Raw genomic sequence first — 14,431 nt, 5'->3', positions numbered from 1 at the left:
CTTGGCCGCTCGGCTGTCTTGGCCGCTCGGCTGTCTTGGCCGCTTCGCTGCTCGGCCAGTCGGTTGCTTGGCTCAGCGGGTCAGGATCGGTTGCAGGACGTCGTACGCATAGGTGTTGGGATGTTTGCCGGTGAATTTCTCGGCGAGCGGTCCGAACGCGGTGACCGGAACGCCCTGGCCGGTGTGCTGGGGTGTCGTCCAGTCGATGTAGAACTGGAAATCGGTGCCCTTGACCGGGAATGGTCCGTCCTCGGCGGAGGTGCCGGTCCCCGACTCGTCCTCGGTGTCGACGTCCTCGACCGCCAGGCCGCCGGTCTCGTGATCACCGGTCACCACGACGAGGGTGTCGCGGTGCGACGCGGCGTAGGCCCGTGCCACGGCGACCGCCTTGTCCAGCTCGCCCATCGCCTGCAGCGTGCGCTGCCCGTTGTTGCGGTGCGCGAACTCGTCGACACCCTCCTCCTCGATCAGCAGGAAGAAGCCGTCCCGGTCGCCGGACAGGTTCTGCAGTGCCTTGCGGGCCATGTCGGCGAGGCTGACCACCGGGCGGTAAATGTCGCCCTGACCCTCCTCACGCTGCTGGAACATCTCCTGGTTCGCGAAGAGGCCGAGCAACTTACCCCGACCGGCGGCGGCTAGCTGGGCGGGCGTGGAGACGTAGCGATAGCCGTCCGCACGCGCCTGCGCGATCAAATTCCCCTTGGTGCCGCGGCTACCCTCGGTGGGATCCTCGGCCGGCTGATCCGGGTAAGCGCCCGGCGTGCCGGCCGGCAACCACCAGTCCTCCCCGCCGCCGAGGATCACATCCGGCTTGGTCACCTCGACGTACTGCCGCGCGATGTCGTCCTGCGCCGCCCGATCCACAGCATTGGAGAAGAACGCCGCCGGGCTCGCGTCGGTGACCTGCGCGGTGGTGACCAGCCCGGTCGCCTTCCCGGCCGCCTTCGCCTGCGCACCGAGCGTCGGCAGCGGGTTCCCGTCGACGTCGACGCTGATCGCACCGTTGTAGGTCCGCTCGCCGGTGGCCCAGGCGCTGGCACCCGCGGCGGAGTCGGTGATCGCCGTGTCCGGGTCGTCAGGACTGGTGGTGAACTGCCCCGAGACCGGCAGCCGGTCCATGGTCAGCTGGCCGTCGAGCCCGGCGTAGAAGAGGCGGGCGGCTTCCCGGTGTGCCGCCGCCATACCGTCCCCGTTGATGAAGATGACGTTCCGGGGCACGCCACGCCCCTGCCCCTCCCCTTGCCCTTGCCCTTGCGGCCCGGCACCCGCCTGCGTCAGCGGATTCATCACGATCAACCCCGCCGCAGCCAGCATTCCCGCCACTGTCGGCGCGGCCAACCAGCGCACACCACGTCCCATCGTGTCCTCCTCCAGCGTCATCGATGAATCGGAGGTCCTCGATATCGAGTAAACGCCGCCACCCCCGCCAACCGCACGCCCCCCGTCACCTATGAGGCAATTGCCCCTCCCCTCCCCTTCCACCCCGGCCCGCTCAGTGCCAGCCGGGTGGCTCGGCTGGCGCTCAGCGGGCACAAAACGGGCACGCAGCCCCACTGAGCACCAGCCGGGTGGCTCGGCTGGCACTGAGCGGGCACAAAACGGGCACGAGACCCCGCTCAGTGCCAGCCGAGCCACCCCGAGCCACGCGGCTGGCGCTCAGCGGGCACAAAACGGGCACGCAACCCCGCTGAGCGCCAGCCGGGCCGCGCGGCTGGCGCTCAGCGGGGCACAAAACGGGCGCGTGACCCCGCTCGACGCCAGCCGGGCTGCGGGGGGGGTGAGCGGGAGGTGGTCGCGCCGGATCGGGGAGGGGTCAGGCTGGGTTGTGGGGGACTGCGAGGTCGAGGACCCAGGTGACGCCGAAGCGGTCCTTGAGCATGCCGTAGAGCGGTGTCCAGCCCGAGGGGCCGAGGTCCTGGATCACCGTGGCGCCCTCCGAGAGCAGCTTCCAGAAGCCGGTGGTCTCCTCGGCGTCGGTGCCGCGGAGGGAGACGAAGAACGGCTTGTCGCCGGGGTGGTAGGACTGGGTGGCGGGGACGTCGTACGCCATGACGTGGAATCCGTTGTCCGCCTGCACCTGGCCCCACATGATCTGGCCGGCCTCGGCCGGGTCGGTGACGCTGTGTGCGTCGGCGTAGGTGACCAGGGCGGTCTGCCCGCCGAAGACCGACTGGTAGAACTCCAGCGCGGTGCGGGCGTCGCCGCGGAAGTTCAGGTGGACGGTCGTGGTGATGCTCATGATGACTCCTGGTATTCCGGGCCGGGCGTTCCGGCTTCTGCCACGAAGATTCGCAGGAGTAGGTGCCAGGTTGTGTCACCTACTCCGGGGAGAATCGGGCTCATGCCGACCACCTCCGCTCGCCTGCTGGCCCTGCTGTCGCTGTTGCAGGCCCGCCGTGACTGGCCGGGCACGCTGCTCGCCGAGCGCTTGGAGATCAGCCTGCGCACCGTGCGGCGCGATGTCGACCGGCTTCGGGAGCTCGGGTATCCGATCGCCGCGGTCAAGGGGCCGGACGGCGGCTATCGGCTCAGCGCCGGTGCCGAGCTTCCGCCGCTGCTCTTCGACGATGAGCAGGCTGTCGCTCTGACGATTGCGCTGCAGATCGCCGCTACCACTCCGGGCAGCGGTCTCGCCGAGGCGGCGGCGCGTGCGCTGAACACCGTCCGGCAGGTGCTCCCGTCCCGGCTGCGGCACCGTGTCGACGCGTTGCGGGTCACCGCCGTCGAGCAGCCCACCACTCAGCCGGACACCCCCGTCGGCGGCGACGTGCTCCTCACCCTCAGTTCCGCCGTCCAAGCCCACGAGGTGCTGCGCTTCGACTACGGGTCCGAGCCCCGGCGCGCAGAACAACACTCCGAGCCCCGCCGCGCGGAACCGCACCACGTCGTCACCTGGGGCGGTCGCTGGTACCTGGTCGCCTGGGACCTCGACCGCGACGACTGGCGGGTGTTCCGTGCCGACCGGATGACGCCGCGAACTCCCAACGGCCCCCGCTTCACCCCGCGCCAGCTGCCCGGTGGGGACGTCGCCACCTACATCACCGGTAGGTTCCGGGGCTCCGCCGACGGCAGCTGGCCCTGCCAGGGAACAGTCATCCTCGACCGGCCCGCCGCCACCATCGCCCTCTACACCCGTGACGGCGTCGTCGAGGAACTCGGTCCGGACCGCTGCCGGCTCACCCTCGGCTCCTGGTCGTGGCCGAGCCTGGCCGCCACCGTAGCCAGGTTCGACGCCGACATCGAGGTCATCGGCCCGGACGAGTTCACCGACGCGTTCGCGCACCTCGCCCGCCGCTTCGCCCGGATGACCCTCCCCCGGGAGAGGGAGACGGCCGGCCCTCCGGAGGGAAGCGGGTAGCCGGCGACTCCGGCACCGTCGTCCGCATGAAACCACCATCTCGCTGGGCGGTCGCGGCCGCCTACACCGTGCCGCTCTGTGTACTCCCGTCGGCTGTCTGGCGGCTGACCGTCGAGGAGTCCGGCATCCACTGGTACCTGATTCTGCTGTCCATACTGTCGATGGCACTCGCCATGCTCACGCTGGGTCTCGTCCACCGGTGGGGTGAGCGGCTCGGCAGCGCCCGGGCGGTGACCGGACTGGCGATCACCGGTGGCGCGCTTCTTGTGGCGATCAGCTCTTACTTCTTCGTGAACCAGGCGTTCGATCTGGTCGGCCGAGGCTGGAGCTTCAGCGCGCTCCAGGACGATGTGGTGCACGAGAAACCGGGCTGGGACGTCCTGCGCTACTACCTTCCGCTGGTCGCCTGGGGTCCGTTACTGATCGCCGTAGCTCTCGACTACCGCCGCCGGGCCTCACGGTAGATCTCCCTGACCCGAGAGCCAGCCGGGAACGCACGGCGGTAATCGAGTTGTCCGGAAGGGGCACGTGCGTGAGCATGGCGGCATGGTGGCGCTGCGACGACTTCAGGGCGGCCTGCCACCCGGCGACACGCTCGATGGTGCCGTTGTGGAGATCGCCTGTGACGAGTCCGGATTCTCGGGTGCCAACCTGCTTCGTTCCGACACCCCGATGATCACGCACGCGAGCGTCGACCTGAGCGCCGCCGAGGCCGTCGAGCTGATCACCGAGTTGCGGTCCGGCTTCCGGTTCTCCCCGCACGAGCTCAAGTCGGGGCAGTTCCTGCGCCGGCCGGATGCGAAGGCGGCGCTGCGATGGCTGCTCGAGGCGCTGCGGGGCCGGGCGAGCGTGCACCTGATCGACAAGGAGTTCTTCCTCGCCACCCGGATCGTCGATCTGCTGCTGACCGAGCCCACCTACGCCGCCGGCACCCGCCTGACGCAGCGGAATCGCCCTGCCGCGCTCGCCCTCTACCGGGCCGGGCGCGCTGCCGCGCAGCCGTGGGACGCCTTCCTGGCCGCCTTTGTTGATCTTGTCAGGATCAAACGGCGACGCCCGACGCGCGAGACCTTGGAGCGTTTCTTCGAGGTCAAAGAGTTTTTTGTACGAGACACGGGCGGCACCCCGGCCCGGATAGTCCTCGACGGCCTCACCCCTACCCACGTGTGGGCCGTGCTGACCAGGCTCGACAACGAGGACCGCTCGATCCCGCCACCACTGGAACCGATGCTGCCCGCGCTGGCGGAGACCGTACTGACGTGGAGCGACGGTCACCGGCGAGTCCTGGTGACCCACGACGAGCAGAGCGCCCTCACCGCCGACCGCCTGCTCCGGCTCCAGCGGGCCCTGACGACCGGCGCCGTGTCACCCCTGGCCGGCCTCGTGATGGCCGACTCCCGCGACAACCCCCGGGTCCAGGTCGCCGACCTGCTCGCCGGCACCGCCCGCCGCTTGCCGGACCTCCTCGACGATCCCCTCTTCCAGCCCCTCCTCTCCCCCACCTCCCTGCGCGACCCGGCGACCAGTACAGGCGGCGACAACGCCTAATGGCTAATGGCCAACCACTCAGGCAGGGATAGGCGCGTCCCGGCACACGGTCCCAGCGGGCGGAACAGCCAGCCGAAGAAGGTACTCATACATATAGGCCTCAACACACGCACTCTTACGCCGAGCCGTATGCCCCTCCCCCTCCCACGTCACCAGATGCCCGTTCTCCAGAATCCGCGACAGAGCCACCGCATCCGCGTACGGCGTATCAGGATCACCCGTGTTCCCCGAAACAAGAATCGGCGCCGACCCGCGTGCCTCATAGGACCCCGCATACCGGCTCAGTCGCGCAGCAGGCCACCCGACACACGCCGGCGCATGCGTCTGGTCGTACGCCGGAGGCCCGTAAGCCATCCCCGGAGCCGTCAGCGGGAATTCCGCCGCGACCTTGGCCAGCCGAGTACGCAGCTCCCGCCGGCTGCTCGGGTACAGCCGATCCGCGCACTCCACCGACACGTTCACCGCGTTGAAGGCCGCGTCAGACGGGCCGATCGCGTACATCAACGGGCCGGTCCGGGTCTCCGCGAGGTGCAGATCCGTTCCCAGCGTCTCCCACTGCCGGGTCCCACTGTTCAGCCGTGACGTCAGCTCGGACAGCATCGTCGCCCCGTTCACACTCACCGCCCCCGCCGGATCCCGGAGCGGGTTCGCGTCGAGCGCCTCCAGCAGCCTGCGCACCTTCCCCACCAGCGTCGGGCCGGTAGGCGGCGTGACGCCCGCCGCGAACGCACACCTGTCCACGGTCGCCGCGCACCACCCGAGGAACCGCCCCATCGCCGATTCCGTCGCCTGGTACTGCCCGTAGTCGTACGCGTAGGGATCGTTCGCATATTTCCCGGGGTCGTATCCGGAGTCCAGAACCATGGCCCGGATGCGCCGCGGGAACAGGTTCGCGTAGACCGTTCCGACGTAGGTGGCGTACGACCCGCCGAAATACGTCAACCGGGTGTCGCCGACAGCCGCCCGCAGCAGGTCGAGATCCCGCGCCTGCGCCTCGGTGCCGACGTACGGCAGCAGGCCACCGGAGTGCGCCTGGCAGCCCGCGTTCCACTCCCGCGCCAACTCCACAGCCTTGCCGAACGCGCCAGCCGTCTCCCGTGTCGACACCCGCGCCCACTGCTCCCGGTACGCCGGCCCGTCGAGGCAGCTGACCGGCTGACTGCGGTGCACCCCGCGGGGGTCGAATCCGACGATGTCGAAGCGGTTGCGGATCTCCGGAATCGACGAGGTGGCGAACGACTGCACCCAGTTCCACCCGGAACTCCCCGGCCCACCGGCATAGATGAACAGCGTGCCGATCCTGGAGGCCGGATCAGCAGCCGGCCATCGCCGCAGTTGCAGCGTCACCCGGGTCCCCTCCGGCCGCCGATAGTCCAGCGGCACCTGCGCGGGCGTGCACTGATAGACGCCGTCACCGCAGTCCGTCCAGTCCAGCACCGGAACCGCCACCCCCGGCAGCCCTCCCGCCGGCGGATCAACACGTGGCGCAGCACCGGCCAGGCTCGAGCCGAGCAGCATCAACGTGACCGCAGCGCCGCCCGCACACGCCAGAAATGAACCGCGAGACCTCATGCCCAGAACATAGGGAAACCGGTGCCGTCGTCCCGCCGAACAACAACTCCCTCACACGAAATGGTCACCCGGCGGCACGGAGCTGGGAGAGGTATTTCGCGGTGAGCGCGACAGCCGGGTCCTGATCGTTCGACAGGTCCGCCAGGGCTCCGGAGGCCGTGATCCCCGGGATGTCCCCGAGTGCCTGGGTCAGCCGCCGCCGCGCGGACACGCCGGCAGTGCCGTCGGCGAGACAGTCCACGAGCCTCATGGCGATCCGGTCCGCCAATACCGGATCGCTCGCCAGCGCTCCCAGCGCGTCGGCAGCATCGACGTCGTTGGCCTCCTCGACCACCATGTCGACGAGCGCCGGGATCGCGTCGGCCACACCACGAGCACCGAGAGCCAACGCCGCACAGTTGCGGACCACGGGATCCGGGCTTGCGAGGGACTCCCGCAGCAGCGCGGTCGCGGCCTCGTCCGGCATCTCGGCGACGGCCCGGACGGCACGCTCCCGCACCGCACCCGCCGGCGAGCCGAGGCCCTCCGCGAGCAGGGCCAGGCCGCGACCGCCGGACTGCGCCAGGGCCCATCGCAGGGCTCCGGCGACGTTCGGGTCCGTCTCGCTCAGCGCCGCCTCGACGAGTGCCTCCACCGGCATCTGCGCCTCGCCGGCCGAGGACAGGGCCGCGCGCTGGCGCTTCCCGGCGCTCTCCGACCCCAGCGCGTGCAGGAGCGCCACCACCCGCAGGACGTCCTCCCAGCCGGCCGGTTCCGTGGCGTCGATGCTGCGGAGCCGGGCGAGCAACTCGGTCTCCTTCGCGATGCGTTCGCGCGTCTGGCCGATGAGGTCGTCGACGAGTGCGGCGGGCGTGAAGCCGGGCTCGTCGAGGGCGCGCCCGGCCTCACGCAGCGACAGCCCCAGCGATCGCAGGCTCTCGATGTGGAAGATCCGCCGGATGTCCTCGCCGGAGTACTCGCGGTAGCCGGCGTGGCTACGGCCCGTCGGACGGACCAGGCCCAGCGAGTCGTAGTGCCGGAGCATGCGCGCGCTCACCCCGCTCCGCCGTGCCACCTCACCGATCAGCACAGTTCACTATCCTTTCTCGCCCGCCCCACCCAGCGCCACGACACGTGTCGCCTCGTCGATCGCGAACTCGAAACCGGAGTCCGGGTCACGCAGCAATCGTTCGGTGGCGAGCGCATGTGCCCGTACCCGAGGATCTGCATTGTCCTTCGCGGTGGAGAGGATCGGCGTGATCGTTTCGCCGAGCGCGATCAGGGCCCGGCTCAGGCTCAACTGTGTCGCACGCCCGCCCCGCCCGAGCTGGGTTGCCAGCACCGCGGCCAGCTCGGGCGCCCGGCCCTCCGGCACCAGGACGATCGCCGCCCGCCAGGCACTGCGCGCAACCTCGTCGTCGGGGTCGGTCAGCAGTGCCCGTGTGATCGCCGGCCACGCCCGCCGGTCCCCGATCTTGGAGAGCGTGTGCAGCGCCTGGCTCCGGGGCTGCGCGTGCTCCGACCGGAGCTCCTCGATGAGCTTCGGCACCACCAGCGACGGCGGGTGGCGCAGAAGTGCCCAGGTGAGCATCTCGCGCACGGCGAACTCGGGCTCGATCGCGCACCGTTCGAGAAGCTTGCCGACGAACCCGGGGTCAGGGCTGGTGCCGACCGCGAGCGCCGCCCGCAGCCGCACCGACGAGTCCCCGCTCTCCAGCGCCCGCATAGCCTGCATGGTCATCGGAACCACCTCCTCGACCAAGAAAACAGGTTGTCACCGTGTCAAGGTCAAGCGACAAATCGGCTCCTGACGCTCCGGGCGATGTTCAGGTGCCGGAGGGCTCTCGTAGGGTGCAGGGTGTGGAAAGCAGTCAACCGCAAGTCCTCGCCGGCATCCTGGACGCGGCGGAGAACGCCGCGCCGGTGGACGCGGTGGAGGCGGTCACCAGGGAACTCGCCTCGGCGCTCGGCGCACGGACCGTCTCTTTTCTGATCGCTGATCTCAGCGGCCGGGCCCTGGTCCGGCTGTCACACGTGCCGTTCAACGGCGGCGACGGTGCCCGCCGCGACGGTGACGAGGTCGCGACCGTGCTGCCGTTCGACGGCGGGCCGGCCGAGCAGGCGCTGCGCACCCAGCAGGTACAGAGCTTCGCTCTGGCCGGCGGGTGGACGGTGCTGGCACCGGTGACCGACCGCGGTGAGGTGATCGGCCTGCTGGAGATGACCCTGCCGGAGGAGCCGGCCGCCGGGACGCTGGCGGAGATCACCCGCACCGCGCACGCACTGGCGTTCGTGGTGATCGCCAACCGGCGGCACACCGACCTGTTCGAGTGGGGCCAGCGCACCACACCGTTCACGCTGTCGGCGGAGATCCAGCGGCGGCTGCTTCCGGGCGCTTTCACGTGCGAGGCCAGCTCGTTCACCCTGTCCGGCTGGCTGGAGCCCGCGGCCAGCATCGGCGGCGACACCTTCGACTACAGCCTCGCCCGTGACGTGCTGCACTTCAGCGTCACCGACGCGATGGGCCACGGGGTGGCCAGCGCGCTGACCGCCACCCTCGGCGTCGGCAGCCTGCGAAACAGCCGCCGCGGCGGCGTCGGCCTCGTCGAGCAGGCGGACACCGCGAACGCCGCCCTGGCGCAGAACGCGGTCGTGCCCGGCGGCTATGTCACAGCGCTCCTCGGCCGCCTCGAACTGCTCACCGGGCGATGCTCCCTGCTCAACGCCGGGCACGTCACACCGCTGCTGGTCCGCGACGGCGAGGCCCGGGATCTGCCGCTGCCCGGCAACTTCCCGCTCGGCATGTTCCCCGAGAGCACCTTCAGCGCCGGGGAGATCATGCTGCGCCCGGGAGATCGCCTCGTTGTCCTCACCGACGGCATGCGCGAGCGCAAGGCCGCCCGCCTGGACATACCGGCGCGGCTGCGTGAGTTGACGGGCCTGCATCCCCGTGAGGCCGTCCGCTCCCTCGCCGACGCCGTGCTGGCGGTGGCCGGACCGGTCCTGGCCGATGACGCGACCCTGTTGATGCTCGACTGGCACGACGGTCACGATGCGGAACGCAGCACCAGCGCCGGCGCCGATGCGGCGCGGACCAGCCCGGCGATGCCGGATTGACCCGCGGTCAGTCGCCGGGCGACGCCGCGTCAGCCTCAGCCGCCTCCACGGTGTCGAAGAGGTCGATGGCTTGATCAACGGAGGTGATCGTGAGGACGCTGAGCACGGGCGGCTGCACGGCGGCGAGGGTCAACCTGCCGCCGGCATCACGTAAGGCCTTGAACATCATCACCAGTGCGCCCAGCGCGCTGGAGTCCATGAAGTCCACCTCGGCGAGGTCCACCACCACGTGGCGGTCCCCGGCGTCGATGAGCTGCTGCAGGCTCTCCCGCAACCGGGGCGCCGTCGCCATGTCGAGGTCACCGCGCACCTCCACCACGGTGTATCCCCGGCCCGGCCGAGCCGCCACCCGCAGGTCCACAACATCCTCCTCAGTTGATGATCCGCGTTCCACCCTATGCGGCCACCCACTCGGCTGCCGCCGCAGACCCACGATCGTTTGACATCTCCACGCTCGGGTAGTGCGGTCGGGAGCCGGCGCAGCTTACCTGCCCGGCGGTACACCCGCCGGATGCGGTCGACCGAGGACTCAGGAGGAGCAGCGGAGTGCACGCCACCGTGACGCTGTCGTTACCCCGGCACCCATCCACCGTGACCCGCGCCCGCCAGATACTCACCACGCTGCTGAGCCTCACCGACACCGACGAGGAGGTGCGCGGCCACCTCGCCGTGCTCATCTCCGAGGCGTGCGCCAACGCCGTGACGCACTCCGATCCCAACAGCAGCGTCGACGTCACCATCGTCATCGACGACAAGGACTGCCTGATCGAGGTCAGCAACCGCGGCATCAGCCCCGACGGCGCCGGGTTCCAGGCCGGCCTGCCGGATCCGCTCACCGTCGGCGGGCGCGGGCTGCCCTTCATCACCGCCCTCGCCGACAGCGCCGCCTTCGTCGACGGCCCACCCGGTCAGGTTCTGCTCCGCATTCGGAAGCACCTGGCCGCTTGACGGCGCAAGGGGACACACCCGTCAGAGCGGGCTTTACCTCCCACCGGGTGAGCCGGCGTGGAACAGGGCGATCCCCCGGTAGCCAGCGGCGGCTCGGCACCCCATGATCTACGGCATGACGGAGACCGACCTTCCGCGGACCGGTGCGCACGACGTCGACTGGCCGGCGCTGGAGCGCGGTTCCCCCGTACGCCAGCTCCTGAATGACTTGACCGGAAGTGATCCTGCTGCCCGGACCACGGCGCTGCGCGACCTCGCGCGGATCGCGCCCGACGGTGTTGACGTGCGGCCGTGGGTGGCGGAGGCCCTGCCGGCGCTGCTTGCGCTGGTGGCGGATGCTGAACAGCCCGACCGTGGCCGCATTCTGCGCCTGGTCGGTGACCTGACGGGGGCCGACCGCACCTGGTACATGGCGGGCGAGACGCTGCGGGCAAAAAGGCGGCTGGCCGATTTCGCCGGTCTGACCGATCTGCTGGCGGATGAGGATCATGAGGTACGGGACGCGGCCGCCTACACCGTGCGGGCTGTCGCGCGGCTGACGCCGGGGCTGGCCGAGATGTTGTGGGAGCGGTACGTCGAGGAGCCGGATCCGGCCGTGCGGGTGACCCTGCTGTGCAGCGGTGTGATCATCGGGGCGGTCGGCAGCGGTCACGAACCGACTCGGACGTGGCTGGCGTGGGTGGCTGACACCGACGGTGACCTGCGGGTACGCGCGACCGCGCTGACCGAGCTGATGGCGCTGCCCGACCCGCCGCCGTTCGACGCCGAGACGGCGCGGGACACGCTGGTGTCCGCCTACCGGGAGGGCCTGCACCGCGAGCCGGCGCCGCTGCCGGCCGGATGGCGGGTGGGTGCGCGGGGGGCGGTGCCGGGCTATCACCAGGTGGTGAGCGCGGTACGGGCGACGTTCCGTAACGACGTCGGCGCGCACCTGGATCTGCTGGCGGGAATGCTGGCGCTGGACTCCCCGGACGCCTGGCGGGACGGCCTGTACGAGGCGCGGTCGCTGGTGCAGCGGTTGCGCGGGCCCTATCTGCCGCTGGTGCGCAGGGCCGCCGAGCTGCTGCTGGGGCCGGAGCCGTGGGTACGGGGCGAGGCGTTACGGCTGTTGCAGAGCATCGGTGAGGTGGGGCGGCCGGGCGCGGACGCGGTGTGGGTGGCGCTGTCGGGGGCGGATCTGCGGGTTCGGCCGTACGCCGCCCAGGACGGTGACGTGGTCTGGGTCGACTGGCGCGCCCAGGGCCCGGTCCTCGGCCCGGCCGTGCAGATGCTCGCCGAGCTGCGCGACGAGCGCATCCTGCCGAAACTGGAACGGCTCCTCGACGAGGCGCCGGAAGCGGGCGACCTGCATCGGCGCATCGCGGGCTACGGGGTACGGGCGCGCGGGCTCAGCCGGACCCTGCGGCGGCGGCTGCGCGGGCTGCGGCCGGACGACTTCGCCGACCCGTGGCGGTACGACGCACAGCGCAAGGGCCTCCTCGAAGCACTGACGGCGGTCGCCCCGAACGAGGCCGCCGAGCACCTCGCGCAGGAACCCGCCGACGTGGCCACCCTCGGCCTGCTGGCCCGCGCCGGCCGGTCGGCCGCCGCCCGGATCCCGGACATCCGTACCGCCCTGACCAGCGGCGACCCGGCCGTGGAACTGGCCGCGGCCCAGGCGATCTGGCAGGTCGCCGGCGACGCGGAGGCCGCCGCGGCCGTCTACGACAGGTACTTCGACGACCGGAACACCCCCGCCGAGTACGCGGTGGCGGCGATCGACGGCCTCGGACAGCTGGGCATCCGCGTCTCCGGCCGCGCGCGCCGGCTGACCAGGCGGATGACCGGCCGGTCCGGCGGTGACGTGGTGGTCGCCGCCGCCGACGCGCTGTGGCGGGTGGCGGGAAGCCGGGAGGCCGCCCGCACCCTGGGCCGTGCCTGGGAGTCGATGCCGCTGCTGCGCCCCCGGATCGCCCGCGCCTGGGTGGATTCCGGGAACGCCCGGTACGGGGCCCGGTATGCGCAGGCCGAGCTGGACACCGTCGTTCGTCACAACGTGAACAGCTACGGCCTGCCACCCGGGGAGATCAGCGAGGACGAGCGGCTGCTGGAGCTCTGCCGCGAGCTGGTCACCACCGGACCCGGAGGCCGTTGATGTACGGGGTCAGCGCGCCGGACAGCAGCTGGTGGTCGCGGGCCGACGGGTGCCAGTCGCAGCCGAGAGCGTCGAGCCCGAGGGCGTTGGTGTCGTAGTACAGCGAGCTGACCCGGCGGTCGCCTCCGGCGGTGCGCTGCTGGACGACCTGCTCGACCGACTCCGCCAGAGCCGTCGTGTTCCACATGTACGGGTAGGTCAGCACCAGGTGGGTGTCCTTGCCGTACCGGTGCCGCAGCTTGTCGAGGAAGCCCAGGTAGGCGGTGCGGAAGTCGGCCGCCAGGGCTGCCTCGTCCGCCCAGCGCTCGCCCGGGTTGACGGGCGTGGAGAAGTCGTTGATGCCCAGCCCGACCACGACCACCTGCGGTTTCCAGTTGCGAGGCCGCTGCCACACCGCGCCGTCGGCGGCCTGGAGGGTGCGGTCGTAGTAGGTCCGGTAGTCGACGTCCGGGTTCCCGCCGTTGTAGTTGCGCACCATGCCCATGCCGGACCAGGCGTTGAGCTGGTAGTCGGCGCCGAGGGAACGCGCCGTCAGGGCTCCGAACGTCTGGTTGGCGTTGGAGTTGCGGTCGACGCCGCCGACGGCCGCGCAGTCGCGGGTGGTGGACATGTTGCCGTACCCGGCGGTCCACGAGTCACCGATGAACTCGATCTGGCGGCTGCGGGCGGCGGGCGTGCTGAGGACGGCGCCTCCGGCTCCGGCGACGAAACCGCCGAACTGACCAGGAGACCAGGGGCTTTCCGTACGCTTCGCGATGCGTACGGAGTGGACTCCCCCGGTGAGCCCGGTGATCCAGTGCGTGGTCCGGCCGGGCGTCACGAGGTTGACCGGCGCCCGGCCGTCGACCTCGATCTCGTAGTCGTTGACGGCGTCGTCGAGCACGATGCCGACGCTGGTTCCGCGGACGCGCCCCTCGAAGTACACGCCGGGCCAGGTGTACCGCACACCGGCACCGCGGTCGTCGAGCCGTCCCACGGTGTGCGCCCCGGACAGGGCCCGCGCCCGCGGAGCGACGGCCCGGCCGGTGACCGGGGAGATCTGGCCGGCGCAGAGCCCGCGTTCGCGCAGGTCGGCGGCGATCTGAGGGATCGCGGTGACGGTGTTGGCGGGCCAGTCGTGCATGAGGATGACGTCGCCGGCCTGGAGCCGGCCGACGGCGGCCACGATCTGGTCGACTGTCGCGTTGTTCCAGTCCTGCGAGTCGACGTCGGTGTTGATCTCGGTGAGGCCGAGCTGCCGCTGCACGGCGCGCAGGGCGTCGTCGGTCTCCAGGTAGGGCGGCCGGAACAGGGCCGGGGTCACCCCGGTCACCTGCCGGATGACGTCCTGGGTCCGGGAGATCTGGGACGCCTGCTCGGCAGCGGTGAGCTGGAGCATGTGCGGGTGGTCCCAGCTGTGGTTGCCGAGCCACATGCCGGCGGCCACCTGTGCCTTGGCCAGGGCGGGGTTGGCCTCGACGTTCTGGCCGGTGTTGAACATCGTCGCCCGCAGCCGGGCGGTGGTCAGGGCTTCCAGCAGCGCCGCGGTGGTGCCGGTGGAGGGGCCGTCGTCGAAGGTCAGCCCGACGTATCCGGCGCAGGGCGGCCGTTTAGCGGTGACCGGCTGTTTCGCGGTGGCCGGTCCTTCCGCGGCGGCCGGCTGGGCGGCGACGGTGGCGGCGAGGCCACCGGCGAGCAGGGCTGCGGCGAGGCGTTTCATCGACTCCCCTTGCGTTGAGCTGCGGGCTTTCCAAGGTTGGGAGCGCTCCCATGACAAGCGTTACGAATGCCCCGCC

13 protein-coding genes are annotated in these 14,431 nt (G+C 71.0%); 6 read left to right on the top strand and 7 right to left on the bottom strand.

Annotated elements, in window-relative coordinates; translation table 11 throughout:
* Positions 1–72: 72 nt before the first annotated feature.
* On the bottom strand, positions 73–1,218 hold the full coding sequence (locus tag ACFQV6_RS39480; RefSeq protein WP_378032835.1) for an alkaline phosphatase: 1,146 nt from the start codon (positions 1,216–1,218) through the stop codon (positions 73–75).
* Positions 1,219–1,813: 595 nt separating this feature from the next.
* Entirely contained in the window at positions 1,814–2,239 is a 426-nt protein-coding gene (locus ACFQV6_RS39475; protein WP_378032834.1) for a VOC family protein, read from the bottom strand.
* A 102-nt stretch (positions 2,240–2,341) separates the two neighbouring features.
* Between ACFQV6_RS39475 and ACFQV6_RS39470 the strand changes: the two genes are divergently transcribed.
* From ACFQV6_RS39470 to ACFQV6_RS39460, 3 genes are all read left to right on the top strand, one after another.
* Positions 2,342–3,358 (top strand): helix-turn-helix transcriptional regulator, encoded by a 1,017-nt coding sequence (locus tag ACFQV6_RS39470; RefSeq protein WP_378032833.1) that lies wholly within the window; start codon positions 2,342–2,344, stop codon positions 3,356–3,358.
* 26 nt (positions 3,359–3,384) lie between these two features.
* Positions 3,385–3,822 (top strand): hypothetical protein, encoded by a 438-nt coding sequence (locus tag ACFQV6_RS39465; protein WP_378032832.1) that lies wholly within the window; start codon positions 3,385–3,387, stop codon positions 3,820–3,822.
* A 64-nt stretch (positions 3,823–3,886) separates the two neighbouring features.
* A complete protein-coding gene (locus ACFQV6_RS39460) occupies positions 3,887–4,906 on the top strand; it encodes a hypothetical protein (RefSeq protein WP_378032831.1) in 1,020 nt (339 codons plus the stop codon).
* 18 nt (positions 4,907–4,924) lie between these two features.
* On the opposite strand, the gene ACFQV6_RS39455 is transcribed toward ACFQV6_RS39460, so the two are convergent.
* From ACFQV6_RS39455 to ACFQV6_RS39445, 3 genes are all read right to left on the bottom strand, one after another.
* Positions 4,925–6,478, bottom strand: coding sequence for an alpha/beta hydrolase (locus ACFQV6_RS39455; RefSeq protein WP_378032830.1), 1,554 nt, complete (start codon positions 6,476–6,478; stop codon positions 4,925–4,927).
* Positions 6,479–6,542: 64 nt separating this feature from the next.
* A complete protein-coding gene (locus ACFQV6_RS39450; protein ID WP_378032829.1) occupies positions 6,543–7,547 on the bottom strand; it encodes a HEAT repeat domain-containing protein in 1,005 nt (334 codons plus the stop codon).
* Positions 7,548–7,553: 6 nt separating this feature from the next.
* Positions 7,554–8,198, bottom strand: a complete 645-nt coding sequence (locus tag ACFQV6_RS39445) for a HEAT repeat domain-containing protein (protein WP_378032828.1) — start codon at positions 8,196–8,198, stop codon at positions 7,554–7,556.
* 119 nt (positions 8,199–8,317) lie between these two features.
* On the opposite strand from ACFQV6_RS39445, the gene ACFQV6_RS39440 reads away from it, so the two are divergent.
* Positions 8,318–9,574, top strand: a complete 1,257-nt coding sequence (locus ACFQV6_RS39440) for a PP2C family protein-serine/threonine phosphatase (RefSeq protein WP_378032827.1) — start codon at positions 8,318–8,320, stop codon at positions 9,572–9,574.
* 7 nt (positions 9,575–9,581) lie between these two features.
* Here the strand turns inward: ACFQV6_RS39440 and ACFQV6_RS39435 are convergent, their stop codons facing one another.
* Positions 9,582–9,935 (bottom strand): STAS domain-containing protein, encoded by a 354-nt coding sequence (locus ACFQV6_RS39435; RefSeq protein WP_378032826.1) that lies wholly within the window; start codon positions 9,933–9,935, stop codon positions 9,582–9,584.
* A gap of 185 nt (positions 9,936–10,120) precedes the next feature.
* Here ACFQV6_RS39435 and ACFQV6_RS39430 point away from each other — a divergent pair, with 185 nt between their 5' ends.
* Positions 10,121–10,522: an ATP-binding protein gene (locus ACFQV6_RS39430; RefSeq protein ID WP_378032825.1), complete on the top strand. Its 402-nt coding sequence runs from the start codon at positions 10,121–10,123 to the stop codon at positions 10,520–10,522.
* A 115-nt stretch (positions 10,523–10,637) separates the two neighbouring features.
* Positions 10,638–12,656 (top strand): hypothetical protein, encoded by a 2,019-nt coding sequence (locus tag ACFQV6_RS39425; RefSeq protein ID WP_378032824.1) that lies wholly within the window; start codon positions 10,638–10,640, stop codon positions 12,654–12,656.
* Here ACFQV6_RS39425 and ACFQV6_RS39420 read toward each other — a convergent pair.
* Positions 12,631–14,355 (bottom strand): polysaccharide deacetylase family protein, encoded by a 1,725-nt coding sequence (locus ACFQV6_RS39420; RefSeq protein ID WP_378032823.1) that lies wholly within the window; start codon positions 14,353–14,355, stop codon positions 12,631–12,633. The two genes, ACFQV6_RS39425 and ACFQV6_RS39420, sit on opposite strands and share 26 nt — an antisense overlap.
* Between the last annotated feature and the right edge of the window lie 76 nt (positions 14,356–14,431).

The organism is Actinoplanes sp. GCM10030250, assembly GCF_042666575.1.
Taxonomy (GTDB): domain Bacteria; phylum Actinomycetota; class Actinomycetes; order Mycobacteriales; family Micromonosporaceae; genus Actinoplanes.
Note: the sequence above shows the minus strand (reverse complement) of the source record. Positions and strands in the feature narration are given on the sequence as shown.